The organism is Streptomyces sp. NPDC001315, assembly GCF_042896175.1.
GTDB lineage: Bacteria > Actinomycetota > Actinomycetes > Streptomycetales > Streptomycetaceae > Streptomyces.
In genome coordinates this window covers 352,208-378,510 of record NZ_JBIAWZ010000002.1, presented here as the reverse complement: position 1 = coordinate 378,510, position 26,303 = coordinate 352,208, and the positions used below count along the sequence as shown (strand labels likewise).

At 69.8% G+C, this 26,303-nt stretch carries 23 protein-coding genes and 1 riboswitch; of the genes, 10 read left to right on the top strand and 13 right to left on the bottom strand.

What is annotated here, in order from left to right:
• Positions 1-187: 187 nt before the first annotated feature.
• The 5 genes from ACFY16_RS08865 to ACFY16_RS08845 all read right to left on the bottom strand — a co-directional run bounded on the left by ACFY16_RS08865 (position 188) and on the right by ACFY16_RS08845 (position 7,019).
• The gene (locus tag ACFY16_RS08865; RefSeq protein WP_390646404.1) at positions 188-1,204 is read right to left on the bottom strand and encodes a ribonucleotide-diphosphate reductase subunit beta; all 1,017 of its coding nucleotides are present in this window, start codon (positions 1,202-1,204) and stop codon (positions 188-190) included.
• Positions 1,204-3,582, bottom strand: a complete 2,379-nt coding sequence (locus tag ACFY16_RS08860) for a ribonucleoside-diphosphate reductase subunit alpha (protein ID WP_390646403.1) — start codon at positions 3,580-3,582, stop codon at positions 1,204-1,206. Before ACFY16_RS08860 ends, ACFY16_RS08865 begins: the two co-directional genes overlap by 1 nt.
• Before the next feature lie 123 nt (positions 3,583-3,705).
• A riboswitch (cobalamin riboswitch) is annotated at positions 3,706-3,844 on the bottom strand.
• Positions 3,845-4,170: 326 nt separating this feature from the next.
• Positions 4,171-5,799 carry a monocarboxylate uptake permease MctP gene (mctP, locus tag ACFY16_RS08855; protein WP_390646402.1) on the bottom strand — a complete coding sequence of 543 codons (1,629 nt, stop codon included), beginning with the start codon at positions 5,797-5,799 and terminating at the stop codon, positions 4,171-4,173.
• On the bottom strand, positions 5,796-6,062 hold the full coding sequence (locus ACFY16_RS08850; protein WP_390646401.1) for a DUF3311 domain-containing protein: 267 nt from the start codon (positions 6,060-6,062) through the stop codon (positions 5,796-5,798). The genes mctP and ACFY16_RS08850 overlap by 4 nt, the downstream gene beginning before the upstream one ends.
• Before the next feature lie 192 nt (positions 6,063-6,254).
• Entirely contained in the window at positions 6,255-7,019 is a 765-nt protein-coding gene (locus ACFY16_RS08845; RefSeq protein ID WP_390646400.1) for a GntR family transcriptional regulator, read from the bottom strand.
• Between the two features lie 421 nt (positions 7,020-7,440).
• Here ACFY16_RS08845 and ACFY16_RS08840 point away from each other — a divergent pair, with 421 nt between their 5' ends.
• The 4 genes from ACFY16_RS08840 (at position 7,441) to ACFY16_RS08825 (ending at position 12,106) form a co-directional block, all read left to right on the top strand.
• On the top strand, positions 7,441-8,718 hold the full coding sequence (locus ACFY16_RS08840) for an extracellular solute-binding protein (protein WP_390646399.1): 1,278 nt from the start codon (positions 7,441-7,443) through the stop codon (positions 8,716-8,718).
• Positions 8,719-8,798: 80 nt separating this feature from the next.
• Positions 8,799-9,785, top strand: coding sequence for a carbohydrate ABC transporter permease (locus ACFY16_RS08835; protein WP_390646398.1), 987 nt, complete (start codon positions 8,799-8,801; stop codon positions 9,783-9,785).
• Positions 9,782-10,612 (top strand): carbohydrate ABC transporter permease, encoded by an 831-nt coding sequence (locus tag ACFY16_RS08830; protein ID WP_390646397.1) that lies wholly within the window; start codon positions 9,782-9,784, stop codon positions 10,610-10,612. Before ACFY16_RS08835 ends, ACFY16_RS08830 begins: the two co-directional genes overlap by 4 nt.
• A 9-nt stretch (positions 10,613-10,621) precedes the next feature.
• Positions 10,622-12,106 (top strand): glycoside hydrolase family 3 protein, encoded by a 1,485-nt coding sequence (locus tag ACFY16_RS08825; RefSeq protein WP_390646396.1) that lies wholly within the window; start codon positions 10,622-10,624, stop codon positions 12,104-12,106.
• Between the two features lie 358 nt (positions 12,107-12,464).
• On the opposite strand, the gene nagB is transcribed toward ACFY16_RS08825, so the two are convergent.
• Positions 12,465-13,250 carry a glucosamine-6-phosphate deaminase gene (gene nagB, locus ACFY16_RS08820; protein ID WP_390646395.1) on the bottom strand — a complete coding sequence of 262 codons (786 nt, stop codon included), beginning with the start codon at positions 13,248-13,250 and terminating at the stop codon, positions 12,465-12,467.
• A 531-nt stretch (positions 13,251-13,781) separates the two neighbouring features.
• Between nagB and ACFY16_RS08815 the strand changes: the two genes are divergently transcribed.
• Positions 13,782-15,248 carry a sensor histidine kinase gene (locus tag ACFY16_RS08815; RefSeq protein ID WP_390646692.1) on the top strand — a complete coding sequence of 489 codons (1,467 nt, stop codon included), beginning with the start codon at positions 13,782-13,784 and terminating at the stop codon, positions 15,246-15,248.
• A gap of 181 nt (positions 15,249-15,429) precedes the next feature.
• Here ACFY16_RS08815 and ACFY16_RS08810 read toward each other — a convergent pair whose 3' ends face one another.
• Both ACFY16_RS08810 and ACFY16_RS08805 read right to left on the bottom strand, forming a co-directional pair.
• Positions 15,430-15,687 carry a WhiB family transcriptional regulator gene (locus tag ACFY16_RS08810; protein WP_016639615.1) on the bottom strand — a complete coding sequence of 86 codons (258 nt, stop codon included), beginning with the start codon at positions 15,685-15,687 and terminating at the stop codon, positions 15,430-15,432.
• Between the two features lie 319 nt (positions 15,688-16,006).
• Positions 16,007-16,975, bottom strand: a complete 969-nt coding sequence (locus tag ACFY16_RS08805) for a diacylglycerol/lipid kinase family protein (RefSeq protein WP_390646394.1) — start codon at positions 16,973-16,975, stop codon at positions 16,007-16,009.
• 116 nt (positions 16,976-17,091) lie between these two features.
• Between ACFY16_RS08805 and ACFY16_RS08800 the strand changes: the two genes are divergently transcribed.
• The gene (locus ACFY16_RS08800) at positions 17,092-17,562 is read left to right on the top strand and encodes a hypothetical protein (RefSeq protein ID WP_390646393.1); all 471 of its coding nucleotides are present in this window, start codon (positions 17,092-17,094) and stop codon (positions 17,560-17,562) included.
• Positions 17,563-17,571: 9 nt separating this feature from the next.
• On the opposite strand, the gene ACFY16_RS08795 is transcribed toward ACFY16_RS08800, so the two are convergent.
• The 3 genes from ACFY16_RS08795 to ACFY16_RS08785 form a co-directional block, all read right to left on the bottom strand.
• The gene (locus ACFY16_RS08795) at positions 17,572-18,681 is read right to left on the bottom strand and encodes an RNA polymerase sigma factor SigF (RefSeq protein WP_390646392.1); all 1,110 of its coding nucleotides are present in this window, start codon (positions 18,679-18,681) and stop codon (positions 17,572-17,574) included.
• Entirely contained in the window at positions 18,678-19,091 is a 414-nt protein-coding gene (locus ACFY16_RS08790; RefSeq protein ID WP_015657891.1) for an anti-sigma factor, read from the bottom strand. Before ACFY16_RS08790 ends, ACFY16_RS08795 begins: the two co-directional genes overlap by 4 nt.
• Before the next feature lie 271 nt (positions 19,092-19,362).
• Positions 19,363-19,623 (bottom strand): UBP-type zinc finger domain-containing protein, encoded by a 261-nt coding sequence (locus ACFY16_RS08785; RefSeq protein WP_390646391.1) that lies wholly within the window; start codon positions 19,621-19,623, stop codon positions 19,363-19,365.
• A gap of 61 nt (positions 19,624-19,684) precedes the next feature.
• Here ACFY16_RS08785 and ACFY16_RS08780 point away from each other — a divergent pair, with 61 nt between their 5' ends.
• The gene (locus ACFY16_RS08780; protein WP_390646390.1) at positions 19,685-21,283 is read left to right on the top strand and encodes a Na+/H+ antiporter; all 1,599 of its coding nucleotides are present in this window, start codon (positions 19,685-19,687) and stop codon (positions 21,281-21,283) included.
• A gap of 9 nt (positions 21,284-21,292) precedes the next feature.
• On the opposite strand, the gene ACFY16_RS08775 is transcribed toward ACFY16_RS08780, so the two are convergent.
• Both ACFY16_RS08775 and ACFY16_RS08770 read right to left on the bottom strand, forming a co-directional pair.
• Positions 21,293-22,189: a 1-aminocyclopropane-1-carboxylate deaminase/D-cysteine desulfhydrase gene (locus ACFY16_RS08775; RefSeq protein ID WP_390646389.1), complete on the bottom strand. Its 897-nt coding sequence runs from the start codon at positions 22,187-22,189 to the stop codon at positions 21,293-21,295.
• Positions 22,190-22,221: 32 nt separating this feature from the next.
• Entirely contained in the window at positions 22,222-22,812 is a 591-nt protein-coding gene (locus ACFY16_RS08770) for an N-acetylmuramoyl-L-alanine amidase (RefSeq protein ID WP_390646388.1), read from the bottom strand.
• Between the two features lie 340 nt (positions 22,813-23,152).
• Here ACFY16_RS08770 and ACFY16_RS08765 point away from each other — a divergent pair, with 340 nt between their 5' ends.
• The 3 genes from ACFY16_RS08765 (at position 23,153) to ACFY16_RS08755 (ending at position 26,168) form a co-directional block, all read left to right on the top strand.
• Positions 23,153-24,559 (top strand): family 2B encapsulin nanocompartment shell protein, encoded by a 1,407-nt coding sequence (locus ACFY16_RS08765; protein ID WP_390646387.1) that lies wholly within the window; start codon positions 23,153-23,155, stop codon positions 24,557-24,559.
• Complete coding sequence (locus ACFY16_RS08760; RefSeq protein ID WP_390646386.1) at positions 24,556-25,656, top strand: family 2 encapsulin nanocompartment cargo protein polyprenyl transferase; 1,101 nt, start codon at positions 24,556-24,558, stop codon at positions 25,654-25,656. The genes ACFY16_RS08765 and ACFY16_RS08760 overlap by 4 nt, the downstream gene beginning before the upstream one ends.
• A gap of 260 nt (positions 25,657-25,916) precedes the next feature.
• The gene (locus ACFY16_RS08755; RefSeq protein WP_390646385.1) at positions 25,917-26,168 is read left to right on the top strand and encodes a hypothetical protein; all 252 of its coding nucleotides are present in this window, start codon (positions 25,917-25,919) and stop codon (positions 26,166-26,168) included.
• Positions 26,169-26,303 lie beyond the last annotated feature (135 nt).

The following is a 26,303-nucleotide window of genomic DNA, read 5'->3' as shown; positions in this document are numbered from 1 at the left end:
CCTGGCCCCTGAACGTCCGCCGGCAGGCGTTGGGCGTGGTCCCCAGCGACCGGCTGTGCGGAAGGGGCGCTGTTCTCGGGATCCTGGTCCTCCTGGTCCTCCCCTCACTGATCGGCATCGTGCGCGACCGGCGCATCGACCGACAGATCAGGGGGGAGGCCCAGGAGCCCGGGGAGACCGGACGGGATCAGAAGTCCTCGTCCAGGTCGACGGTGCCCTCCACCGCCACCTGGTACGCCGACGGACGCCGCTCGAAGAAGTTGGTCAGTTCCTGAACCCCCTGGAGCTCCATGAAGGAGAACGGGTTCTCCGAGCCGTACACCGGAGCGAAGCCGAGACGGCTCAGGCGCTGGTCGGCGACGCACTCGAGGTACTGGCGCATCGAGTCGGTGTTCATGCCCGGCAGGCCGTCACCGCACAGGTCGCGCGCGAACTGCAGCTCGGCCTCGACGGCCTCCCGGAGCATGTCGGTGACCTGCTGCTCCAACTGGTCGTCGAAGAGCTCCGGCTCCTCCTTGCGGACGGTGTCGACGACCTCGAAGGCGAAGCTCATGTGCATCGTCTCGTCGCGGAACACCCAGTTGGTGCCGGTGGCCAGGCCGTGCAGCAGACCCCGGCTGCGGAACCAGTAGACGTACGCGAAGGCACCGTAGAAGAACAGGCCCTCGATGCAGGCCGCGAAGCAGATCAGGTTGAGGAGGAAGCGGCGGCGGTCGGCCTGGGTCTCCAGACGGTCCAGCTTCTCGACCTCGTCGATCCACTTGAAGCAGAACTCGGCCTTCTCGCGGATGGAGGGAATGTTCTCCACGGCGTCGAAGGCGGCGGCGCGGTCGTCCGGGTCGGGGAGGTAGGTGTCCAGGAGCGTCAGGTAGAACTGGACGTGGACGGCCTCCTCGAACAGCTGGCGGCTCAGGTACAGCCGCGCCTCGGGGGAGTTGATGTGCTTGTACAGCGTCAGCACGAGGTTGTTCGCGACGATCGAGTCGCCCGTCGCGAAGAACGCGACCAGCCGGCCGATCATGTGCTGCTCGCCCTGTGACAGTTTCGCGAGATCTGCCACGTCCGAGTGGAGGTCCACCTCCTCCACGGTCCAGGTGTTCTTGATGGCGTCCCGGTAGCGCTCGTAGAAGTCGGGGTAGCGCATGGGGCGCAGGGTCAGCTCGAAGCCCGGGTCGAGGAGATTCTGGTTACGGGTGGAACTCATTACTGGCAGGCCTCGCAGGACTCGGGGTTCTCGAGCGAGCAGGCGACGGCGTCGGGGTCGGCCGCCTGCTGGACGGGGATGGTGGCTTGCGCCTGTGCCGCGCGGGCGATGCGGGTCGCCGGGCGGGAGCGCAGGTAGTACGTCGTCTTCAGGCCCGACTTCCAGGCGTACGCGTACATCGAGGAGAGCTTGCCGATGGTCGGCGTCTCCAGGAACAGGTTCAGGGACTGGGCCTGGTCCAGGAACGGGGTCCGGGCGGCTGCCATGTCGATCAGACCGCGCTGCGGGATCTCCCACGCCGTGCGGTACAGCGCCCGTACGTCGGCCGGGATCCACGCGAAGTCCTGCACCGAGCCGCTGGAGTCGCGCAGCGCCTCACGGGTGCGCGCGTCCCAGACGCCGAGCTCCTTCAGGTCCTTCACCAGGTACGAGTTGACCTGGAGGAACTCACCGGACAGCGTCTCGCGCTTGAACAGGTTGGACACCTGCGGCTCGATGCACTCGTACACGCCCGCGATGGACGCGATGGTGGCGGTGGGTGCGATCGCGAGGAGCAGCGAGTTGCGCATCCCCGTGGTGGCGATACGTTCCCGCAGGGCTGCCCAGCGCTCCGGCCAGGTGAGCTCGACGTCGTAGTGGTCGGGGTGCAGGACGCCCCTGGCCGTACGGGTCTTCTCCCAGGCCGGCAGCGGGCCGTTGCGCTCGGCCAGGTCGGCGGAGGCCTCGTACGCGGCGAGCATGATGCGCTCGGCGACACGGGTGGAGAGCCGCTTGGCCTCCGGGGAGTCGAAGGGCAGGCGCAGCTTGAAGAAGACGTCCTGCAGACCCATCGCACCGAGCCCGACCGGACGCCACTTGGCGTTGGACCGGCCCGCCTGCTCGGTCGGGTAGAAGTTGATGTCGACCACGCGGTCGAGGAAGGTGACGGCGGTGCGGACGGTCTCGTCCAGCCGCTCCCAGTCGATGTCGCCGTCGACGACGAAGGCGCCGAGGTTGACCGACCCCAGGTTGCAGACCGCCGTCTCCCCGTCGTCGGTGACCTCCAGGATCTCCGTGCAGAGGTTGGAGGAGTGGACGACGTGGCCCGGTTCGGCCGTCTGGTTGGCGGTGCGGTTGGCGGCGTCCTTGAAGGTCATCCAGCCGTTGCCGGTCTGGGCGAGGGTGCGCATCATGCGGCCGTACAGGTCCCGGGCGGCGATCGTCTTCTTCGCCAGCCCCGCCGCCTCCGCCCTGCGGTAGGCCGCGTCGAACTCGTCGCCCCACAGGTCGACCAGCTCGGGCACATCGGCGGGGGAGAAGAGAGACCACTGCGCGTCGGCGTTCACGCGGCGCATGAACTCGTCCGGGATCCAGTGCGCGAGGTTGAGGTTGTGCGTACGACGCGCGTCCTCACCCGTGTTGTCGCGCAGCTCCAGGAACTCCTCGATGTCGGAGTGCCAGGTCTCCAGGTAGACCGCGGCCGCGCCCTTGCGCCGGCCGCCCTGGTTCACCGCGGCGACCGAGGCGTCGAGGGTCTTCAGGAACGGGACGATGCCGTTGGAGTGCCCGTTCGTGCCGCGGATCAGCGAACCGCGGGAACGGATCCGGGAGTACGAAAGGCCGATGCCGCCGGCGTGCTTCGAGAGGCGGGCGACCTGGTGGTAGCGGTCGTAGATGGAGTCCAGCTCGTCCAGCGGGGAGTCGAGGAGGTAGCAGGACGACATCTGGGGGTGCCGCGTACCGGAGTTGAAGAGCGTGGGGGAGGAGGGGAGGTAGTCGAGGCGGCTCATGAGCCCGTAGAGCGCGGCGACTTCGTCCAGCGCGCGTGCGCCTGTTTCCGAACTGAGCGCAGTGTTCTCGGCCAGGCCGCTCGCGACACGCAGCATGAAGTACTGGGGCGTCTCGATCACGCGACGGGTGATCGGGTGCCGGAGCAGATAGCGGCTGTGCAGGGTGCGCAGGCCGAAATAGCCGAAGCGGTCGTCGGCGGCGACGTCGACGAGTGCGTCGAGACGGTCGGCGTGGATGCGCACGAACTCCGCCGTACGGTCGGCGATGAGCCCTTCCCGATGCCCGACGGCGACGGACTCGGTGAACGTCGTCACGCCCTGCGAGGCGGCCTCGGCGGCGATGCTGATGGTCAGCAGCCGGGCGGCCAGCCTCGAGTAGGCCGGGTCCTCGGAGATGAGCCCCGCGGCCGCCTCCGTGGCCAGCTCGCGCAGCTCCGTCTCGTCCGCCCGCGCGGACCGGCCGCGCAGTGCGGCGGCGGCGACCCGGCCGGGGTCGGCGTCGGGGAGGTCGGCGGTCAGCTCGGTCAGGGTCCGCAGCAGCGCGGTACCGGGACCGTCGGGCTCCATCGCCGGGGTGGCTGAAGCCGGATCGGCTGGCGCGATGGTCACGTGGGGCTCTCCCTCGCTCGGCACGGGGCCTTGCGGAGGGCAGCGGGCAGCACACGAACGCACGGGGGCGTCGCGTCCACCGGCCCATTCCACGAGGCCCGGACGTCAGGGCACCCGGACCGGATGGCCGGGCGCGCTGTCCACAGGTCCTCGGACTGACTCCTGTGCACAGATGTGCACAAGTACACCGTTGCGGGACAGTTCCGGATTCGCACCGGATTCCCCTGCGACGACAGCGAGCATGAGCATACATCTTGTGCCGGGCTGCGGTGTCACCCCCAGATGTTGTGTCTGGTCGGCTTCGGAGCGTGGCAGAGCGTCAAATCGTGGGTGAGGAGAGTGATGTCGGAGAGGTGCGGGACGGGGGTCCGGTCGCTTGTCCCGCCCCCGCCGCCGCTACCCGTAGGTTGACCCTCCGTGCCCGTGCATCAAACGCCGGACGGGCTGGACTTTCGCCGACCGGGCTTTTCAGTGCCGGTCCGCGTCATCCAGCCCGTCCGGCGTTTGAGGACGAGGCCGTTCAGGCCGAAGCGGGGGTCTGGGGGGCGGCAGCCCCCGGAGAGACCCGCGACGACACCCGAGGGGCGGCTAGTGCGCCGACCCCGCCGTGGCCGGCGGCAGTTCCACCTGTACCCCGGGGTCGCCCGCGTCGGCCGTGTAGTCCGCCGGGGACGTCTCGTCGACGCCCTCCGGGGCCTTCAGGGCCTTCAGGACGAAGGTGAGGACCACCGTGACGACCACGTTGAGCACGAAGGCGGTGAGGCCGATGTAGCCGATCTCGCCGATGCCCGGGATCTCCTTCGACGAGCCGCCGAAGTGCTTCTGCGTGGGCGAGGCGACACCGTACGCGGCGAGGGTGCCGTAGACCATGCCGACCGCCCAGCCCGCGAGCAGCGCCCAGCGGTGGAACCAGCGGGTGAACAGGCCGCCGACCAGCGCCGGGAAGGTCTGCAGGATCCAGATGCCGCCCAGCAGCTGGAAGTTGATCGCGACGGTCTTGTCCATGGTCAGGACGAAGACCAGAGCACCCACCTTCACCAGGAGCGAGACCAGCTTGGAGACCTTCGTCTCCTGCTGCGGCGTCGCGTCGGGCTTGATGAAGTCCTTGTAGATGTTGCGGGTGAAGAGGTTCGCCGCCGCGATCGACATGATGGCCGCCGGGACGAGCGCTCCGATGCCGATCGCCGCGAAGGCCACGCCCGCGAACCAGTCCGGGAACATGTCCTCGAACAGCTGCGGGATGGCCAGCTGGCCGTTCTGCACCTTCACACCCGCCGCGATCGCCATGAAGCCGAGCAGGGCCAGCAGGCCCAGCATCAACGAGTACAGCGGCAGGATCGTGGTGTTGCGGCGGATCACGTCACGGCTCTTCGAGGACAGCGTCGCGGTGATCGAGTGCGGGTACATGAACAGGGCCAGCGCGGAGCCCAGCGCCAGCGTGGCGTAGGTCCACTGGTTCGCCTCGCCGGGAACCACCGCGCCGCGCGGTTTGCCCGTCGCGGGGTTGGTCTGGCTGAACGCGTCGCCCGCCTTGGCGAAGATGTCGTCGAAGCCACCCAGCTTGATCGGGATGTAGATGATCGCCACCGCGATGACGATGTAGATCAGCGCGTCCTTCACGAACGCGATCAGGGCGGGGGCGCGCAGACCCGACGAGTACGTGTACGCCGCCAGCACGCCGAAGGCGATCAGAAGGGGGAGGTCCTTGACGAACCAGTTCGTGTCCTCGCCACCGCCCACGCCCATCACGTCCAGCACCGCCTGGATACCGACGAGCTGGAGCGCGATGTACGGCATCGTCGCGAGGATGCCGGTCACGGCGACGGCCAGCGACAGACCCTTCGAGCCGAAGCGGCCGCGCACGAAGTCCGAGGTCGTCACGTACCCGTGCTTGTGCGAGACCGACCACAGGCGCGGCAGGAACGTGAAGATCAGCGGGTAGACCAGGATCGTGTAGGGCACGGCGAAGAAGCCCGACGCGCCCGCCGCGTAGATCGCCGCCGGGACCGCGACGAAGGTGTACGCCGTGTACAGGTCGCCGCCGAGCAGGAACCAGGTGATCCAGGTGCCGAACGAGCGGCCGCCCAGGCCCCATTCGTCGAGACTGTGCTCGTTCTCGGCCCTGCGCCAGCGCGCGGCCAGGAAGCCCAGGACCGTGACCGCCAGGAAGAAGAAGATGAAGACGCCGAGCGCGACGCCGTTGACCCCGTCCTTCACTTCGACGCACCCCCCTGCTGGGAGGCGCGGGCGCGCTGGTCACGCTGCCACAGCTGGTACGCGGTCATCGTCAGCGCCGTGGAGATGAGCACCCACAGCATCTGGTACCAGTAGAAGAACGGGATGCCGATGAGTGTCGGATCCGTCTTCGAGAACGATCCGACCCACAGCATCGCCACGAAGGGCGCGACGAGGCAGAGGGCGATGACGACGCGCACAGGCGTCACCAATGGCCCTCTGTCCACTTCTGGTGTATTCGACATCTGGCGGTTCCGTCCCCTCACTGATCACCGTTAACGCGCAGGCAATCTAGGTCACGGTGTCGCAGAAGCGGAACCCCCGTCCGTATATCGGGCACACGGCGGGCGTCGGAGGCGGTCGTCGGCAGCAGCGGAACCCCTGTCGGGGGTCCCGGTCCTGTCGGTCTGTCGCTGCCCCCGCGTGCCCCAAGTCGCTCAGTCCTGCGGGCGCTTCAGCCGGGCCACGAACTTGTAGCGGTCCCCCCGGTACACCGACCGCACCCACTCCACCGGCTGGCCGTCCTTGTCCAGCGAGTGCCGGGACAGCATCAGCATGGGCAGGCCCACGTCGGTGCCGAGCAGGCCCGCCTCGCGCGGGGTGGCCAGTGAGGTCTCGATGGTCTCCTCGGCCTCCGCGAGGTGGACGTCGTAGACCTCGGCGAGGGCGGTGTACAGGGACGTGTACTTCACCAGGGACCTGCGCAGCGCCGGGAAGCGCTTCGCCGACAGGTGGGTGATCTCGATCGCCATCGGCTCGTTGTTGGCCATGCGCAGGCGCTCGATGCGCAGGACGCGGCCACCGGCGGTGATGTCGAGGAGGCCGGCGAGGGTGTCGTCGGCGGTGATGTAGCCGATGTCCAGGAGCTGCGAAGTGGGCTCGAGGCCCTGGGCGCGCATGTCCTCGGTGTACGAGGTGAGTTGGAGCGTCTGCGAGACCTTCGGCTTGGCGACGAAGGTGCCCTTGCCCTGGATGCGTTCGAGACGGCCCTCGACGACGAGCTCCTGGAGCGCCTGGCGGACGGTGGTGCGCGAGGTGTCGAACTCGGCCGCCAGGGTCCGCTCGGGCGGGACCGGCGTGCCGGGCGCCTGCGTCTCCGTCATGTCCAGCAGGTGCTTCTTCAGGCGGTAGTACTTGGGCACGCGCGCGGTACGGACGGTGGCCCCACCCTCGTTCTCCGCACTGCTGACGTCGGTGCTCATGCTCTGCCTTCCCGGCTCCGGGTGCCGAAGCGACCGACATACCCGTCGACCGCGGCTCACATCGTGGCACGGCTTCGTGTGCGGGGTGTCCCCTGTGGATGACTCGCACTCCGTGATCCCCTCTGTATACCGTCGGGGCCCATGTTGGTCTAGTCCAGCACGCCGGGCCGGCGTTCGCGGTACGCGCGAACAGGGCAGTCCGTTCTGGTCGCTTGCGAAATGAAAAGTCCCTGCATATCGCGGTCCCGTAACGGACGACTCGGGCGCCCTCGAACACCCTTGACAGCCCTATTGGTCTGGGCCAAGCTCCCCCCTACTGGTCTACACCATTGGTCCAGTCCCGGCCCCGCTGGGCGGTACCCACCACAACGGTCACCGCAGGGAGCGTGGGGGGTTTGAGGGCATCCCTGAGGAGGGTGGCGTGAAGCGCAAGCTGACAGCCGCGATCGGTATCGCGGGCATGATGGTCTCCATCGCGGCGTGCGGGGGCAGCGACGACGGCGGTGACAGCAAGGCCGGGGCGGACGGTTACAAGGGCCAGACGCTCACCGTGTGGGTCATGGACGGCTCCTCGCCGGACCAGTGGCAGAAGGACGTCACCGCCGCCTTCGAGAAGAAGACCCAGGCGAAGGTCAAGTTCGAGATCCAGCAGTGGAACGGCATCCAGCAGAAGCTGACGACCGCACTGTCGGAGGAGAACCCGCCGGACGTCTTCGAGATCGGCAACACCCAGACCCCGGCCTACGCCAAGACCGGCGGCCTGGCCGACCTCGCGGACCTGAAGAGCGCCATCGGCGCCGACTGGACGCAGTCCCTCAACAACTCCTCCGTCTTCGACGGCAAGCAGTACGCGGCGCCCTGGTACTTCGCCAACCGCGTCGTCATCTACAACAAGAAGGTCTGGGCCGACGCCGGCATCAAGGACCTCCCGAAGACGCGTGACGAGTTCTACGCCGACCTGAAGCAGATCGGCGACAAGACCAAGGCCGAGCCGATCTACCTGCCCGGCCAGAACTGGTACCACTTCGTCGGCCTGACGGTCGGCGAGGGCGCCGAGCTGGTCAAGAAGGACGGCGACAAGTACGTCTCCAACCTCGCCGACCCGAAGGTCACCGCGGCCATGGAGACGTACAAGAAGTTCCAGGCGCTGTCCGAGGCGCCCAAGGACAAGGACGAGGCCACTCCGCAGCAGGGCGAGGTCTTCGCCAAGGGCAACGTCGGCGCGTTCATCGGCATGGGCTGGGAAGCCGGCACCGCGATCAAGGCCAACCCGGCGATCGAGAAGGAGATCGGCTACTTCACCATCCCCGGCGCCACGGCCGCCAAGCCCGAGGGTGTCTTCCTCGGCGGCTCCAACCTCGCCGTCGCCGCGGGCAGCAAGAAGCAGGCGCTCGCCAAGGAGTTCCTGAAGATCGCCCTGTCCGACCAGTACGAGGGTGAGCTGGCCAAGCTCAACGGCGTCATCCCGAACAAGGAGTCGCTGCAGACCAACCTGGCGGGCAACGCAGCCGCCGAGGCCGCCGCGCCGGCCGCCGCGGGCGGTGGCACCACGCCGCTGATCCCGGAGTGGGCCGCCGTCGAGAACGCGCCCAACCCGATCAAGACCTACATGACGGCCGTCCTGAACGGTAAGTCCCCGGCCGAAGCCGCCAAGCAGGTCGAGGGCGAGTTCAACAAGCGCCTGTCGCAGCAGCAGTAGCGCTCTGAAGGAGGTGGGGGCCGCCCTCCCGGTGGCCCCCGCTCCCGGCGTCGACCAGGTCGAGAGAAGAGATGGCGAGCATGACCGTGCAGACCGAACGGCCGCCCTCCGGTCCGGCGGACGTCCGCAAGTCGGACGACGCAGTCCCCGGCAGGCCACAACCGCGAGCCGCGTCGCGCATCGGCGCGCTCGCCCCGTACCTCCTGCTGCTGCCGGCCTGCGCGGCCACCGTGCTGCTGCTCGGCTGGCCGCTGCTGAAGGACCTGCTGCTGTCGTTCCAGAACCTCAACATGGGACAGCTGATCCAGCATGTCACCGAGTGGAACGGCATCGGCAACTACAAAGAGGTCCTCACCGGGGAGGACTTCTGGCGCGTCACCCTGCGTTCGCTGCTGTTCACGGCGGTCAACGTCGTTCTGACCATGGTCCTGGGCACCCTGGTCGGCCTGCTGCTCGCCCGCCTCGGCAGGCGGATGCGGGTGACCCTGTTGATCGGCCTGGTGCTGGCCTGGGCGATGCCCGTGGTCGCCGCGACCACCGTCTACCAGTGGCTGTTCGCCCAGCGCTTCGGTGTCGTCAACTGGGTGCTGGACAAGCTCGGCTGGCACTCCATGGCCGACTACAGCTGGACCAGCAGCCAGATGTCGACCTTCTTCGTCGTGACCCTGCTGATCGTCTGGCAGTCGATCCCGTTCGTCGCGATCAACCTGTACGCGGCCACCACGACCATCCCCGGCGAGCTGTACGAGGCCGCGGCCCTGGACGGCGCCGGCGTGTGGAAGAGCTTCACCACGGTCACCCTGCCGTTCCTGCGGCCCTTCCTCTACGCGACCACGTTCCTGGAGATCATCTGGATCTTCAAGGCGTTCGTGCAGGTCTTCACCATCAACGGCGGCGGCCCCGACCGGCTCACCGAGACCCTGCCCGTCTACGCCTACATCGAGGGCGTCGGCAACCAGCACTACGGCATGGGCGCGGCGATCGCCGTGCTGACCATCCTGATCCTGCTCGGCGTCACCGCCTACTACCTGCGGATCGTGCTCAAGCAAGAGGAGGACGAGCTGTGAAGCGCTCGCTCTTCGGCCGCCTGTGGCCCAACGTCACGGCCGCCGTCCTGTTCGTCGCCTTCGTGTTCCCCGTGTACTGGATGTTCGCCACGGCCTTCAAGCCGGCCGGCGACATCATCGCGGACGACCCGGTCTGGTTCCCGACCGACATCACCTTCGAGCACTTCAAGACGGCGACCGGCGTCGACCACTTCTGGACGTACGTCGGCAACTCGCTGATCGTCACGGTCCTCGCGGTCGTCTTCGCGCTGGTCATCGCGCTCGCCGGTTCCTTCGCCCTGGCGCGGATGCGGTTCCGGGGGCGGCGCGGCTTCATCGTCGGCTTCATGCTGGCCCAGATGGCTCCCTGGGAAGTCATGGTCATCGCGATCTACATGATCGTGCGCGACTCGTCGATGCTGAACAGCCTGGTCCCGTTGACCGTCTTCTACATGATGATGATCCTGCCCTTCACCATCCTGACGCTGCGCGGCTTCGTCGCCGCCGTGCCCAGGGAGCTGGAGGAGGCGGCGATGGTCGACGGCTGCACGCGCGGACAGGCGTTCCGCCGGGTCATCCTGCCGCTGCTCGCCCCGGGCCTCATGTCCACCTCGCTGTTCGGCTTCATCACCGCCTGGAACGAGTTCCCGCTCGTCCTGGTCCTCAACAAGGAGGCCGGGGCCCAGACGCTCCCGCTGTGGCTGTCCAGCTTCCAGACCGCCTTCGGCGACGACTGGGGCGCGACCATGGCGGCGTCCTCGCTCTTCGCCGTCCCGATCCTGATCCTCTTCGTCTTCCTGCAGCGCAGGGCCGTCAGTGGCCTGACCGCCGGCGCCGTGAAGGGATAACGCCCCCCGATGACGACATTCGCCAGCGGCACCGACACGCTCACCCGAGACGCCCTGACGGTCCTCCAGCCCGGTTTCCCCGGCACCACCGCCCCCGACTGGCTGCTGCGGCGCCTCGGGGAAGGCCTGGCCTCCGTCGGCCTGTTCGGCCGCAACATCGCCTCGACGGAACAACTGGCCGCCCTGACCGCCCAGTTGCGCGCCGAGCGGGACGACGTGCTGGTCGCGATCGACGAGGAGGGCGGCGACGTCACGCGGCTGGAGGTGCGGACCGGCTCCAGCTTCCCCGGCAACCACGCGCTCGGCGCGGTGGACGACACCGAGCTGACCAGGGAGGTGGCCTTCGAGCTGGGACGACGGCTCGCGGCGTGCGGCGTCAACCTGAACTGGGCGCCCTCCGCGGACATCAACTCCAACCCCGCCAACCCGGTCATCGGTGTCCGCTCCTTCGGCGCGGACACCGCCCTGGCCGCCCGGCACACCGCCGCCTACGTCACCGGCCTCCAGTCCGCGGGCGTCGCCGCCTGCACCAAGCACTTCCCGGGCCACGGCGACACGGCCGTCGACTCCCACCACGCGCTGCCCCGCATCGACGCGGACGCCGCGGTGCTGGCGGAGCGCGAACTGGCCCCGTTCCGCGCGGCCATCGCCGCCGGCACCCGGGCGGTCATGAGCGCGCACATCCTGGTCCCCGCCCTGGACCCCGACCATCCGGCAACGTTGTCCCGCCGCATCCTCACCGACCTGCTGCGCGGCGAACTCGGCTACGACGGCCTGATCGTCACCGACGGCATGGAGATGCGGGCGATCGCCGCCACCTACGGCATCGAGCGCGGCAGCGTGCTCGCCGTCGCGGCCGGCGCCGACGCGATCTGCGTGGGCGGCGGCCTGGCCGACGACGAGACCGTACGACGCCTGCGCGACGCCCTCGTCACGGCCGTACGCTCGGGCGAACTCGCCGAGGAACGGCTGGCGGACGCGGCGGAACGGGTGCGCGCGCTGGCCCGCTGGACGACGACGGCGGCTCCTGCGGAGGAACGTGAGGTCCGCGCCGACGTGGGGCTCGTCGCCGCCCGGCGCGCGCTCACGGTCACGAACGCACAGCCGTACGAGCCGCCCGCCGAACCCCCGTACGTCGCCGCCTTCTCTCCGGTCGCGAACATCGCCGTCGGCGACGAGACCCCCTGGGGCGTGGCCTCCGAACTGGCCCGCCTGCTGCCGGGCACCGAGACGGGCAGCTTCGCGGGCGAGGACGCGGGGCGGGTGGCGCTGGCGGCGGCGGGGGAGCGGCGGATCGTCGCCGTCGTCCGCGACGAGCACCGCCACCCGTGGATGGCGACGGCCCTCGACGCCGTGCTGGCGGCCCGCCCCGACACGATCGTGGTCGAGATGGGCGTCCCCCAGGCCCCGCCCCGCGGCGCCCTCCACATCGCCACCCACGGCGCGGCCCGCGTGTGCGGCCGGGCGGCGGCGGAGGTCATCGCGGGGCATTGACGCCCTCGCCTGCGTGAACGCAGGCGATTCCGGTCAGCACCGCTACGCGGTGCCCCCTTGGGTTCCTGCTTCACTGGCCCCTGCCACCCGAGGGTGGTCTTACAAGGCCTCCACAGGCCTGACATCCCGCCCGTCCGGCGGTAGGTCCGCCAACTACGTTGTCGGACAAGGCGACATTAGCAGTGGCGCTGCGCCCCTACGGGGCACCAGGGCGAGGATGCCCTACACCTCCACCCTGAAGGGTGGAGCACTGGGTAAGTGTTCGGTAGCCCGCACGGCACGGGTACGTACGACGAAGGCGCCGGCCCCTTCCGGGAGCCCGGCGCCTTCACGCATTTCGGCACGTCCGAGGCGCCGGTCAGATCCCCTGCCACTGCGGCTTGTGGGCGTACGTGTGCCGGAAGTAGTCCGCGAGCTTCAGCTTGGACGCGGCGGCCTCGTCGGCCACGACCGTCGCGTGCGGGTGGAGCTGGAGTGCCGAGGCCGGGCACACCGCCGCGACCGGCCCCTCCACGGTCGCGGCGACCGCGTCCGCCTTGCCCTCACCGGTCGCGAGCAGCACCAGGTGCCGCGCCTCCAGGATCGTGCCGATGCCCTGGGTGATGACGTGGTGCGGCACCTGCTCGATGTCGCCGTCGAAGAAGCGCGCGTTGTCCACGCGGGTCTGCTCCGTCAGCGTCTTGATCCGGGTGCGCGAGGCGAGCGAGGAGCAGGGCTCGTTGAACCCGATGTGCCCGTCGGTCCCGATACCCAGCAGTTGAAGGTCCACACCGCCCGCCTCGGCCAGCGCCCGGTCGTACGCCTCGCAGGCCCCCTGCACGTCCTCGGCCGCGCCGTCGGGCCCCAGGAACGCGTCCATCCCGATGCCGAGCGGCTCCAGCACCTCGCGGCGCAGCACCGAACGGTAGGACTCCGGATGGTCGGAGGGCAGTCCCACGTACTCGTCGAGCTGGGCGATCCGCGTCCGCGAGGTGTCCACGGCGCCGGAGCGCACCTTGGCCGTCAGCGCCTGGTAGACGGGCAGCGGCGTCGAGCCGGTGGCCACACCGAGCAGCGCGTCGGGCTTGCGCCGCAGGAGCTGCGCCATGGCCTCGGCGATGAGCTCGCCGCCCGACTGGGCGTCCGGAACGATGACAACTTCCACGCTGGGCCTGCCGTTCTGGAGAGAGCCGAAGAGGGCTGGAAGGTCTGCGCGATTGCGCTATGTGGTTTAGACCAATCTAACAGAATCGCCTCGGCCGGTCTCGCTCGGACAGGCGCGGGGCGGGGCGAGCCGGGAGGAACCGGCGGCGCTCGCGGAAATTGCCATGACCATCTGGCCCCGCGGGTGACCCGGGCGGGCTAGGCTGCCATGCGTCAACCGTAAAACCCAACAACAAAACAGCCTCCGACGCATGGACACACCAAGTGGTCTAGTCCACAATGCGTAGAGAAGGTTGACAACACAACGAGCCTCCGCTCTCCCCGCACAGGAGAGCGGACCGAGGATCCGGTGCTCTCTGCCCTGACTGCCCCGGCTCCTCATCCTTCGGCCGACCGGGACCGCACACCCCACGGCCGATATTGCTCCGGGCTGCGGTGCCGGGAGGGTTGAGGGTCCCTCTCAGGCGCCGCGGCCCGCGGGTGTTTTTAGGGGTCGCACAAACCGCCGGGTACGCTCGCACACGTGCCCTCCATGAACGAACTCGTACGCCAGCACACAGCCCTCGACGACTCCGACCTCGAGTGGCTCCACCTGCTGGTCTCGGAGTGGCAGCTGCTCTCCGACCTCTCCTTCGCCGACCTGGTCCTGTGGGTCCCCACCCGCGACGGCACCCGGTACGTCTCCGTCGCCCAGATGCGGCCCAACACCGGACCCACCTCGTACCAGGACGACATGGTCGGCCACCTCGTCCCGCGCGGCCGCCGCCCCATGCTGGACGTCGCCCTCGACGAGGGCCGGATCGTGCGCGAGGGCGACCCGGAGTGGCGCGAGGAGGTCCCGGTCCGGGTCGAGTCGATCCCCGTACGGCGGGACGGGCGCGTCCTCGGCGTGATCGCCCGCAACACCAACCTGCTCACCGTGCGCACCCCGAGCCGTCTGGAGCTCACGTACCTGCAGAGCGCCTCGGATCTGGCGCAGATGATCGCGGCGGGCTCCTTCCCGTTCCCGAACCAGCAGGTCGACATGGACGCCTCACCGCGCGTCGGCGACGGCCTGATCCGCCTCGACGCGGACGGCATCGTGCAGTACGCGTCCCCGAACGCGCTGTCGGCCTTCCACCGCATGGGCCTGGCCGCGGACCTCGTCGGCCAGCACCTCGGCCAGACCACCGCCGAACTCGCCCCGACCCGGGGCCCGGTGGACGAGGCGCTGGCCAAGGTCGCGAGCGGCTGGGCGCCGCGCGAGTTCGAGATCGAGGCCCACGACGGTGTGATCCAGTTCCGCGCGATCCCCCTCAAGCCCAAGGGCACACGCATCGGTTCATTGGTCCTGCTGCGTGACGTCACCGAACTGCGTCGTCGCGAGCGCGAGTTGATCACCAAGGACGCGACCATCCGGGAGATCCACCACCGGGTGAAGAACAACCTCCAGACAGTGGCCGCTCTGCTCCGCCTCCAGGCCCGGCGCATCGAGTCCGAGCGCGGCCGGGAGGCGCTGGAGGAGGCCGTGCGCCGGGTCGGCTCGATCGCGATCGTGCACGAGACGCTCTCCCAGAACCTGGACGAGCGCGTGGAGTTCGACGAGATCGCCGACCGCGTGCTCGCGATGGTCGCGGAGATCTCCCCGGGCAAGGTCACCGGCCGGCGCACCGGCCGCTTCGGCATCCTGGACGCGGAGGTCGCCACCCCGCTGTCGATGGTCCTCACCGAGATCCTGCAGAACGCTCTCGAACACGGCTTCCGTGAGGGCGAAACCGGCACGGTCGAGGTCTCCGCGGTCCGCGGCGGCACGACGAAGGAGGCCCGGCTGCTCGTCACCGTCCAGGACGACGGCGTCGGCCTGCCCGAGGGCTTCGACCCGCACCGCTCCGGCAACCTCGGCCTGCAGATCGTACGGACGCTGGTGGAGGGCGAGTTGGGGGGAACCTTCGACATGGTTCCGGCTCCGGAGCGCGGCACGCAGGTGATCCTGGACATTCCGGTGCGGGCGCAGAAGTAGCCGAGGTGGGCGCGGCGCCGGAGTGGCCCCGAACAGCATTGAGCCCCGGATCACTGGGTGATCCGGGGCTGAAGCTCGTTGCTAAGCGCATCGGGGGTACTGCGCGCTGCGGCTCGGGGGCGGGAGATGCGTACTCGCTGTACGCGCCGCCAAGCTCAGGCTGTTAGCGGGGTGGGTGTTGTCAGGCGGAGGCCTGACGAGCCCGGTTGCGGGCGGCGCGGCGCTTCATCGCGCGACGCTCGTCCTCGCTGAGACCACCCCAGACGCCGGAGTCCTGGCCGGACTCGAGCGCCCACTGCAGACACTGCTCCATAACCGGGCAGCGACGGCAGACGGCCTTGGCTTCCTCGATCTGCAGCAGCGCAGGACCGGTGTTGCCGATGGGGAAGAAGAGCTCGGGGTCTTCCTCGCGGCAAACGGCGTTGTGACGCCAGTCCATGGCTGCTACCTCTCCTTGGTATTACGTGCAGGTTGCTTGTGAATGTGAACGCTTTCACGAATCCCTCAACAAGTGAAGGGCCACCCGCCAGCTTCGCTGGCGTGGTCCTGTGGTTCGAAGAGGGGTTCCGGTGATCTGTGGAGGCTGGTGTTGCGGGCCGTCCCGATCGCCACGTAGAGACTCGCAAACCTCGACGGCGGATACAACCCCTTCTGGAAAGTTTTTTTTGATTCCTCGGTGTCGACTAGGTCACAGCCGTACTTCCATGGGGTGGATCCTGGCCTAAACGTTCGAGTGAAAGGACTTTAGACCGTTCCGCTCACACAATCACACGCAGTGCACGGCGTACGCCTGTGAACGTCACGCTCGTACGCAGTCCCAGGTGGTCGCCGTCCATCTGAAGGGGCAGCGGCACCTTCGAATACAAGGTGAACCGGTCCGCGTCGTGCAGCGAGGTCGCGTGCCTGCCGTGAGGGCCTCGCTCCGGGGACGAAGTGAGCAACTGGGTGCCATACCGGGCAACCGCGGCCGTGGACAGACGGCTGAGACCGAGTACGTCGAGACCTTTGTCGAACGAGGCCTTAGGCGACGTGTACATCGGGCGATTGCCGAGAAACGTCCAGGGGGACGTGTTCGAGACTATGGCGACCACCAGATCGGTGACCGGGTCCTCGCCGGACCGCTCCAGCGTGATCGTGCCGTGCCGCCGGTTCTGCTCACCGAGGAACTGCCGGACCACCTGACGCACATACAACGCGTGCGTCGACTTCCGGCCGCGCTCGCGCTGCTGCTCGACCCGGCCGACCACGCCCGCGTCGAAGCCGAGCCCCGCGTTGAAGGTGAACCAGCGGGACGGGACGGACTCGTCCTCGGTGCCGGGCGTGCCGGAGGTCAGGCCCAGGCCGACCGTGCGCTCGCTGCCCTCGCGCAGGGCGTCCAGCAGGGCGCCGGTGGCCTCGACGGCGTCGTTGGGCAGGCCCAGGGCGCGGGCGAAGACGTTCGTGGAGCCGCCGGGGACCACGGCGAGGCCGGGCAGGCGGTCCGGGTCGGGGCCGGCGTGCAGCAGGCCGTTGACGACCTCGTTGACCGTGCCGTCGCCGCCGAGGGCCACGACCAGGTCTATGTCCTTGCTCTCCGCCGCCTGTCGGCCCAGGTCGCGCGCGTGGCCGCGGTACTCGGTGGTGACCGCTTCGAGCTTCATCTCGCTCGCGAGCGCGTGGATCAGCACATCGCGCGTACGTGCGCTTGTGGTGGTTGCCGCCGGATTGACCACGAGAAGTGCACGCATGGGTTGCAGCGTACCTACTGGGTGGTACTCGGCCCAGCCCGAGGTAGGGATCGGGTAAGAGAGCCGGGCGTGAGGCTCGACACGGGCGCGTGGAGCGCGAGGGCTACCCTTCTCGGGTGAGCAGTCAGACCCCCGCCAGTTCCGAGATCCCCGCCACTCCGGAGACCGCCGGCCCCCGCCCGCGGCGCCTGACGTACGCCGCCGCGCTCGCCGCCCTGGAAGGGCTCGCGCTGCTCGTCGGGGGCGGGTGGATGCTCGCTCTCGGTCTCGCGGGTGATCCGGACGACCGTCAGCAGGCCGTGACCGGCGGGGTGACGCTGATCGTGCTCGCGCTGCTGCCGCTGCTCGCCGCGCGCGGGCTGCTCGGCCGGCGCGGCTGGAGCCGGGGCCCGGCCGTCGTCACGCAGATCATGGCGCTGCCGGTGGCGTACAACCTGCTGCAGGCCGACAGCGCGGCGATTCCGGCCGGTATCGCGCTGGCGGTGGTGGCCGTCGCCGCGCTTGTCCTGCTCGTCAACGCCGAGACGACCCGGGCCCTCGGGATCCGGGGGCCCGGAAACGCGCAGAACCAGCAGAACCAGAAGTAGCTTCCGGGCCTACTCCTCCACGAGCAGCTTCTCCCGCAGCTGCGCCAGCGTGCGCGCCAGCAGCCGGGACACGTGCATCTGGGAGATGCCGACCTCCTGCGCGATCTGCGACTGGGTCATGTTGCCGAAGAAGCGCAGCAGCAGGATCCGCTTCTCGCGCGGCGGGAGGTCCTCAAGGAGCGGCTTCAGCGACTCCCGGTACTCCACGCCCTCCAGCGCCTCGTCCTCCGCGCCGAGGGTGTCGGCGACGGCCGGGGACTCGTCGTCGGTGTCGGGGACGTCCAGGGACAGCGTGGAGTACGCGTTGGCGGACTCCAGGCCTTCGAGGACCTCCTCCTCCGAGATGGCCAGCTTCTCGGCGAGCTCGTGGACCGTGGGGGAGCGGCCGTGCTGCTGCGAGAGCTCCGCGGTCGCCGTGGTGAGCGCGAGACGCAGCTCCTGGAGCCGGCGCGGCACGCGCACCGCCCAGCCCTTGTCGCGGAAGTGCCGCTTGATCTCACCGACGACCGTCGGGGTCGCGTACGTCGAGAACTCGACGCCGCGCTCCGGGTCGAAGCGGTCGACCGACTTGATCAGGCCGATGGTGGCGACCTGGGTGAGGTCGTCCAACGGCTCCCCGCGGTTGCGGAAACGCCGCGCGAGGTGCTCGACGAGCGGCAGGTGCATCCGAACCAGCTGATTGCGCAGCTGCGCGTACTCGGCGCTGCCCTCCTTGAGCTTGCGCAGCTCGACGAACAGGGCCCGCGCGCCGCTGCGGTCCTGTGGATCGTGCCGCGTGGCCTGTGGCGCGCTCTGCGCGTCCGGCTTCTCGTCCCGCTCGTGCTCGCTCATCGTCCCGCCCGTTGCCCTTCCCCGAGCCCTCGCCTCGGCCCGGACGGGGGGGACCCCGGTCCGCCGCTCCCGAGGCGCGCTCTGCACGGCACCTTCCCGATCACGCTGCCCGTCGTCGTCCAGGAATCCGGCCTCCGAGGAGTCGTCCTCCGGATGCGGCCGGGCCTGTTCGGGGATGCCGTCGATGCCGTCCGCCATGCGTCGGGAACCGTCCGAAGCAGTGCTCTCGGCCGGCAGCTCCCATGTGCCGCGCTCTTCGTCCCGCACCGGCCCGTCCCCGTTCCTCACGCCGGCCCGGGTCCCGCGCCGCGCTGTTTGTAGAGGCTGATCGACACGGTCTTGTCGTCGTCCACGGCGGAGGAGACCTTGCCCGCGAGGGCGGACAGCACGGTCCAGGCGAAGGTGTCCCGTGACGGAGCGTGACCGTCCGTGGTCGGCGCGGAGACGGTGACCTCGAGCGAGTCGTCGACGAGGCGGAAGACACAGCTGAGCACGGAGCCCGGCACGGCCTGCTGGAGCAGGATCGCGCACGCTTCGTCCACCGCGATGCGCAGGTCCTCGATCTCGTCCAGGGTGAAGTCCAAACGGGCCGCGAGGCCGGCCGTGGCCGTCCGCAGCACCGACAGGTAGGCACCCGCAGCCGGCAGCCGGACTTCCACGAAGTCCTGGGTCGCGGGCTCGCCTGCGATCTGGGACACCCTCACCTCCAAGGTGGTACAAGCTTTTCGGGGCCGAGGGTCGCCCCTCGGGTGACGCGAAGTGTGCTTCAGCGGTGACGCTATCGCGCTCTCGACTTCGCTGTCCCCAGGACCCCGACCCCTTACTGTCACTCATAGTAAACCTACGGATACGCTCCGTGGCTAGGGGTCTGCGGGCCCAAATGGGAAGAGCGCGCGCCGGGTTGACGTACCCAGACGTCAGAGGGTCGAACCGTACCCGTCGGACGGTTGGGCGCGTCTCCCTCCAGGGTCACACGAGGACGTGATCCACGAAGCACCAACGCCATTCCTCACCCGGCTCGAAGGTCCGCATCACGGGGTGGCCGGAGTCCTTGTGGTGCTCCGTCGCGTGCCGTCCCGGTGATGAGTCGCAGCAGCCGACGTGGCCGCAAGTCAGGCACAGGCGCAGCTGCACCGGGTGCGTACCGGCCGCCAGGCACTCGGGACACGTGACGCTGAGCGGCTCGGGTTCCGGGTGCGGCAGCGCGTCGGAGTGCGTGCACTGTTTCATGATTGCCAGATTACGACGGCCGTGCGGATGACCGCGCGGAAAACGAGGGCGGGCGAGGACCATGGACGTGATGCCACTGCTGTTGCTGGTGGCGGGAAGCGCGGCGATCGCGGCTGCCGCCAGGCGCACCCCGGTGCCGGCACCGCTGCTGCTGGTCGCGGTCGGCCTGGCGGTGTCGTACCTCCCCGGAGTCCCGGACTACACCCTCGACCCCGATGTCGTACTCCCCCTGCTCCTGCCCCCGCTGCTGTACACGTCGGCCACCGACAGCTCCTACCTCGACCTGCGGGCACAGCTGCGCCCGGTGGCGCTGCTGTCGGTCGGCTACGTGCTCTTCGCGACCTTCGTCGTCGGCTGGGCCGTGTACCGGATCGTGCCGGGGATGCCGCTGACCGCGGCGCTCGTGCTGGGCGCGGTGGTGGCGCCGCCGGACGCGGTCGCGGCCACGGCGGTGGCCCGCCGTGTCGGACTCCCCTCCCGGATCACCACGGTCCTCCAAGGAGAGTCCCTCCTGAACGACGCCACCGCCATCACCGCCTACAAGGTGGCCCTCGCGGCCGCGGTGGGAGAGGGCGCCACCTGGGCGGGCGGCGTCGGCGAGTTCCTGCTCGCGGCGGTCGGAGGTGTCGGGGTCGGCCTGGTCCTGATGGCGCCGATCCACTGGCTGCGCACCCACCTGAAGGAGCCGCTCCTGCAGAACACGCTGTCCCTGCTGATCCCGTTCGTCGCGTACGCGGTCGCCGAGCAGTTCCATGCCTCCGGCGTCCTCGCCGTGGTAGTCGTCGCGCTCTACCTGGGGCACCGCGCGTGGGAGGTCGACTTCGCCACCCGTCTCCAGGAGGAGGCGGTGTGGAAGATGGTCGCCTTCGTCCTGGAGTCGGCGGTGTTCGCGCTGATCGGACTGCAGTTGCCCGTCGTCCTGCGCGGGCTCGGGGAGTACGAGGGCGCCGACGCCGCCTGGTACGCGGTCGCCCTCTTCCTGGTGGTCGTCGCGACCCGGTTCGTGTGGGTGTATCCCGCGACCTTCCTGCCGCCGCTGCTGTCGGCGCGGATCCGCGAGCGGGAGGAGGACCCCACCTGGAAGGGGGCGATGGTCACCGCCTGGGCCGGCATGCGGGGCGTCGTCTCCTTGGCCATCGCCTTCTCGATCCCGTTGACCATGCACCACGGCGACGTTCCCTTCCCGCAGCGCAACCTGATCCTCTTCCTGACCTTCACCACGGTCATCGGCACGCTGGTGGTGCAGGGCCTGACCCTGCCCCCGCTGATCCGCCTGCTGAAGCTCCCCGAGCCCGACCCGCAGGCCGCCACACTCGCCGAGGCCAACGCCCAGGCGCAGGCGTCCCGGGCCGCCGAGCGGCTCCTGGAGGAACTCCTCTCCGACGAGCGCAACGCCCTCCCGCCCCCGCTCGCCGACCGCCTCCGCACGGTTCTGGAGCGCCGCCGCAACGCCGTCTGGGAGCGGCTGGGCCAGGTCAACCCGGTCACCGGCGAGACCGTCGACGACACCTACCGCCGCCTCTCCCGGGAAATGATCAGCGCCGAACGCGAGGTCTTCGTGAAGCTGCGCGACGGCCGCTACATCGACGACGAGATGCTGCGGACCCTGCTGCGCAGGCTGGACCTGGAGGAGGCGGCGGCCTATCGGGAGGCGGCGTGAACACGCCCGTCACGGCCGTCCGGTGATCACGGCTGCGAGGGTGCTTCCCGGCGCGAAGCTGCCCTCCTCGGCGAGGGCGACAAGTCCGTACAGCAACTTGGCGACATAGAGACGCTCGACGGGCAGGCCGTGACGCTGTTCGAAGTCCTCGGCGAAGGTGTCGAGTTCGGGGGTGGTGCGAGCGAAGCCGCCGAAGTGGAAGCGGTCGTCGAGGGACCAGGTGCCGCGGTGGCCGCCGAAGGCCTGCTCCTGGAGGGTCTGTATGCCGGCGGTCAGGAAGCGTCCCTTGAGGACCGGTATGCCCAGGGTGCGCTGGGTCGGGGCGAGGCCGGCGGTCAGGCCGGCGAGGGTGCCGCCGGTGCCGCAGGCGAGGGCGACCACGTCGGCGTGGCCGCGCAACTCGGTGCCGAGGGATATGCAGCCGCGGACGGCTTCGGCGTTGCTGCCGCCCTCGGGGACTGCGTACGCGTCCTCGGCGCCGGCCGCGCGCAGGATCGCTGCCAGGGTCTCCGGGTCGGTTTTGTGGCGGTATGTCGATCTGTCGACGAAGTGCAGCCGCATGCCGTCGGCCGCACAGCGGGCCAGGGAGGGGTTGAGGGGGCGGTCGGCCAGCTCCTGGCCGCGGACCACGCCGGTCGTGGGGAAGCCGAGGAGGCGGCCCGCGGCGGCGGTGGCGCGCAGGTGGTTGGAGTACGCGCCCCCGAAGGTGACGATTCCGCGCCCCGCCGCCGCGTCGAGGTTCGGCGCCAGCTTGCGCCACTTGTTGCCGATCAGCTCCGGGTGGATGAGGTCGTCGCGTTTGAGGAGGAGCCGGACGCCGTGCCGGGCGAACCGGGCGTCCCTGACCTCCTGCAGTGGCGAGGGCAGCCTGGGCTGCAGGGAGGCGAGGACGTCGGAGCCGGTCACCCGGCCATTGTCGGACACCTGATCTGGTCAGGTCACTTCAGCCGCTCCCGCACCCGCGCCCGCATCGACGTCATCGTGAACCCGCGCGGGTCCACCTTTCCCGGCTGCCACTCCAGATGGCCGATCACCGACCGCTCGGACCATCCGTGGTGCCGGCAGACCGCCGCCGCGGCCTTCTCGACGGCCTCCAGCTGGACGTCGGGCCAGGGGTCCTCGCCGTCGCCGAGGTTCTCGCACTCGAAGCCGTAGAAGTGGCGGTTGCCGTCGGTGTCGGCCTCGTTGTCGTGGGGGAGGGCCTTCTCCGCGATCACCGCGCGGAGCACGTCGTCGTCACCGAGACCCGCGTGGTTGGCGCGGCCGTAGCCGACCAGGTGGACGGTGCCGTCCTTGGTGATGACGCCGTGGCAGAGGGGGCCGGGCAGCGCCGTGTAGCCGTCACGGCAGATGTCGACCGTCCGCTCGCTGCCCCGGGTGACCGTGTGGTGGATCATCACGCCGTGGACCGGCCCCCACGGGCCCTTGTGGTTGCGGTTGTGGTGTCTCCAGTCGCCGACCTCGACGACCGTGAGGCCTTCCGCTCTCAGGCTGCCGAGGAACCGGTCCGCGGACATGGGAGAGGACATGACCGCCTCCTTACGTACTGTGTGCCTGTTGCTACGGTGTGCAGTCGTCCCGTCATGGTGCTTGTATCGAAAGCGGAGGGTGGGGGCCACACCGTTCGCACAGCGAGCGAGCCGTTTCGGACACCTTCCGGACTTCGCGGGCGTCCGGGGCGGCGGGATGCGACGTGGGCGGGAAGAGGGGCGGGCGGCTGGACGGGGGCCCCCTCTCTTCCCAGTGGACGGTGATCCATTCCCGCTCATTCGTGTAATAGCACCGACACGCTCCGTGATGGAAGGCTGGTCCGCGAATTCGGTGCTCGGTGCGATCGGCGCCGGTGCATGACCGGGAGGGCAATTCAGAATGTCGGTAGGCGAAGAGGTCCGCACGGATCAGGGCAAGCCGCAGCAGAGCCTCGGCACGGCGGCAGCGCGGAACCTGGCCACCACCACCAAGTCCGCTCCCCAGATGCAGGAGATCAGCTCCCGCTGGCTGCTGCGCACGCTGCCCTGGGTGGACGTGCAGGGCGGTACGTACCGGGTGAACCGGCGACTGACCTACGCGGTCGGTGACGGCCGGATCACGTTCGTGAAGACGGGCGACCGGGTCGAGGTCATCCCCGCCGAGCTGGGCGAACTGCCCGCCCTGCGGGACTACGACGACGAGGAGGTGCTCGCCGAGCTCGCCCAGCGGTGCCGGCAGCGGGAGTACGCCCCGGGCGAGCTGATCGCCTCGTTCGGCAGCCGGACCGACGAGGTGTACCTGCTGGCGCACGGCAGGGTGGAGAAGGTCGGCACGGGCCCCTACGGCGACGACGCCGTGCTCGGTGTGCTCGCCGACGGGGCGTACTTCGGCGACGCGGCGCTGCTCGACCCGGACGCCATCTGGGAGTACACCGCTCGCGCGGACACCGGCTGCACGGTGCTGATCCTGTCGCGCCAGGACGTCGACCAGGTCGCGGAGCGCGCCGACTCCCTGCGCGAGCACATCGGGCGGCTGCGCGCGATCCCCGAGCAGCGGACCAACAAGTACGGCGAGAAGGCCGTCGACCTCGCGGCCGGCCACTCCGGCGAGCCCGAGATCCCGCACACCTTCGTCGACTACGACGCCAGGCCGCGCGAGTACGAACTGAGCATCGCCCAGACCGTGCTGCGCATCCACACGCGCGTGGCCGACCTCTACAACCAGCCGATGAACCAGACCGAGCAGCAGTTGAGGCTCACGGTCGAGGCGTTGAAGGAACGCCAGGAGCACGAGCTCGTCAACAACCGGCAGTTCGGGCTGCTCCACAACTGCGAGTACGACCAGCGGATCCAGCCGCACGACGGCGTCCCCGGCCCGGACGACATGGACGAGCTGCTCAGCAGGCGGCGCGGTACGAAGCTGTTCCTCGCCCACCCGCGCGCGATCTCCGCGTTCGGACGCGAGCTCAACAAGCGCGGACTGGTCCCCGAGACGATCGACGTCGGCGGTAACCGCATTCCCACCTGGCGCGGTGTGCCGATCTACCCGTGCAACAAGATCCCGGTCACCGAAGCCCGGACCAGCTCCATCATCGCGATGCGTCTCGGTCAGGAGGAGCAGGGCGTCGTCGGCCTGCGACAGGCCGGCATCCCGGACGAGATCGAGCCGAGCCTCTCGGTGCGTTTCATGGGTATCAACGAGCAGTCGATCATCAACTACCTGGTGACGGCCTACTATTCGGCCGCGGTCCTGGTGCCGGACGCGCTCGGTGTCCTGGAGAACGTCGAGATCGGCCGCTGGCGGTGACCTTCGAGACGCTCGAAAGGCGGACGCCCACCGCGGCTCCGAGGGACAGCCGGCCGGCCTCGTCCGACGGGCACGAGGCGGCGGCGATCCTGGAGGGTGCGCGGGCCTCGGTCGACCCCGAGCTGCGTACGGCCCTCGACTCGCTGCCGGGCTCCATGCGCCGGATCGCGCTCTACCACTTCGGCTGGGAGCACGCGGACGGCAGACCGGCGGCGGCCCACGCGGGCAAGGCGATACGCCCCGCGCTCGTCCTCACCGCGGCTGCCGCGCTCGGCGGACCGGGCGCGCGGACGACGGCCGTACGGGCGGCCGCCGCGGTGGAGCTGATTCACAACTTCACGCTGCTGCACGACGACGTGATGGACCGCGACACCACCCGACGGCACCGGCCCACCGCCTGGACGGTGTTCGGCGACGCCGACGCCATCCTCGCCGGGGACGCCCTCCAGGCGCTGGCCCTCGGGCTGCTCGCCGAGGACCCGCACCCGGCGTCCGGGACGGCTGCCGCCAGGCTCGCGGCCTGTGTGGTCGAGCTCTGCGCCGGCCAGCACGCCGACACGGCCCTGGAGCGGCGCGGCCCCGCCGAGGTCACCCTCGACGAGGTGCTCGCCATGGCCGAGGCCAAGACGGGAGCGCTCCTGGGGTGCGCCTGCGCCCTCGGCGCGCTGTACGCGGGGGCGGCGGACGAGGACGTCGAGGCGCTGGACAGGTTCGGCCGTGAGGCCGGGCTCGCCTTCCAGCTCATCGACGACGTGATCGGCATCTGGGGCGATCCGCAGCGCACCGGCAAACCGGCCGGCGCGGACCTGGCGGCCCGCAAGAAGTCCCTGCCGGTGGTCGCGGCGCTGGCCTCCGGCACTCCGGCCGCCGCCGAACTGGCCGAGCTGTACGAGGTGCCGTACGAGAAGGAGGATCCCGCGGAGACAGCGCGCACCGCGCTCGCCGTGGAGCGGGCCGGCGGACGGGACTGGGCGCAGGACCAGGCGGCCGACCGGATGTCCCGGGCGATGGACGAACTGGCCCGCGCCATCCCGGAACCGGAGTCGGCGGGCGGCCTGCTCGCCTTGGCCGAGTACGTGACTCGGCGCAGCAACTGAGCACCGGTCCAGAACCCCGGGGCCACCGGGCCGTGCGGCTCCTGACCCCGCACCGCCACCGGGGGCTCCGGTCCAGCGGGTCCCGCACATCCCCACGGTGTGCGGGGCCCGCTGCCCCACCGTCGACGGCCGGGCCCGACACCGCCCCCTCACCAGGTGCGCACGTTCGGCCATGGTGCGCTGGTGCGGACGTACGGGAGGAAGCGCTGAGCCCGCGTCGGCAGGAAGCGCTGAGCCCGCGTCCGCCCTACCCTGAGGGCATGGACAGCGACGAACCCGTCTGTCCCGTCTGTGGACAGCCCGTCGAGACAGTCGTCCGGCGGCACAAGACGCTGGGCGCGTGGGTTCCGGTGTGGGGGCCCGGCCCGTGCCGGAATCCCGAGTGCGAGGCGCACGCCGGGGACGGTGGCGCCGTGCCGGTCAAGGGACCCGGCACCACCCCCGCCGAGGAAGAACCCGGCACCAGCCCCGCCGAAGAAGAATCCGGCACGGCCTCTGCCAAGGAATCCTGAACCTGGAATCTGTCGGCCGAGGAATCCCGAACCCGTGTAGAGAATCCCGGCCCGGCTCCGACGCCCCGGTGAGCCGCCCACCCGGGCGGCGCGAGCCGAAGGAGCGGAGTCATGAAGTACCTGGTGGTGATCAGG

Excerpts from the sequence above, each read along its gene's own strand:
- ACFY16_RS08835 (WP_390646398.1), top strand. The coding sequence starts at position 8,799 with ATGACCGTGCAGACCGAACGGCCGCCCTCCGGTCCGGCGGACGTCCGC.
- ACFY16_RS08850 (WP_390646401.1), bottom strand. The coding sequence starts at position 6,062 with ATGTCGAATACACCAGAAGTGGACAGAGGGCCATTGGTGACGCCTGTG.
- ACFY16_RS08755 (WP_390646385.1), top strand. The coding sequence starts at position 25,917 with ATGGACAGCGACGAACCCGTCTGTCCCGTCTGTGGACAGCCCGTCGAG.
- ACFY16_RS08825 (WP_390646396.1), top strand. The coding sequence starts at position 10,622 with ATGACGACATTCGCCAGCGGCACCGACACGCTCACCCGAGACGCCCTG.
- ACFY16_RS08805 (WP_390646394.1), bottom strand. The coding sequence starts at position 16,975 with ATGCGTGCACTTCTCGTGGTCAATCCGGCGGCAACCACCACAAGCGCA.
- ACFY16_RS08765 (WP_390646387.1), top strand. The coding sequence starts at position 23,153 with ATGTCGGTAGGCGAAGAGGTCCGCACGGATCAGGGCAAGCCGCAGCAG.
- ACFY16_RS08810 (WP_016639615.1), bottom strand. The coding sequence starts at position 15,687 with ATGGACTGGCGTCACAACGCCGTTTGCCGCGAGGAAGACCCCGAGCTC.
- ACFY16_RS08770 (WP_390646388.1), bottom strand. The coding sequence starts at position 22,812 with ATGTCCTCTCCCATGTCCGCGGACCGGTTCCTCGGCAGCCTGAGAGCG.
- ACFY16_RS08780 (WP_390646390.1), top strand. The coding sequence starts at position 19,685 with ATGGACGTGATGCCACTGCTGTTGCTGGTGGCGGGAAGCGCGGCGATC.
- ACFY16_RS08785 (WP_390646391.1), bottom strand. The coding sequence starts at position 19,623 with ATGAAACAGTGCACGCACTCCGACGCGCTGCCGCACCCGGAACCCGAG.
- ACFY16_RS08865 (WP_390646404.1), bottom strand. The coding sequence starts at position 1,204 with ATGAGTTCCACCCGTAACCAGAATCTCCTCGACCCGGGCTTCGAGCTG.
- ACFY16_RS08845 (WP_390646400.1), bottom strand. The coding sequence starts at position 7,019 with ATGAGCACCGACGTCAGCAGTGCGGAGAACGAGGGTGGGGCCACCGTC.
- ACFY16_RS08815 (WP_390646692.1), top strand. The coding sequence starts at position 13,782 with ATGAACGAACTCGTACGCCAGCACACAGCCCTCGACGACTCCGACCTC.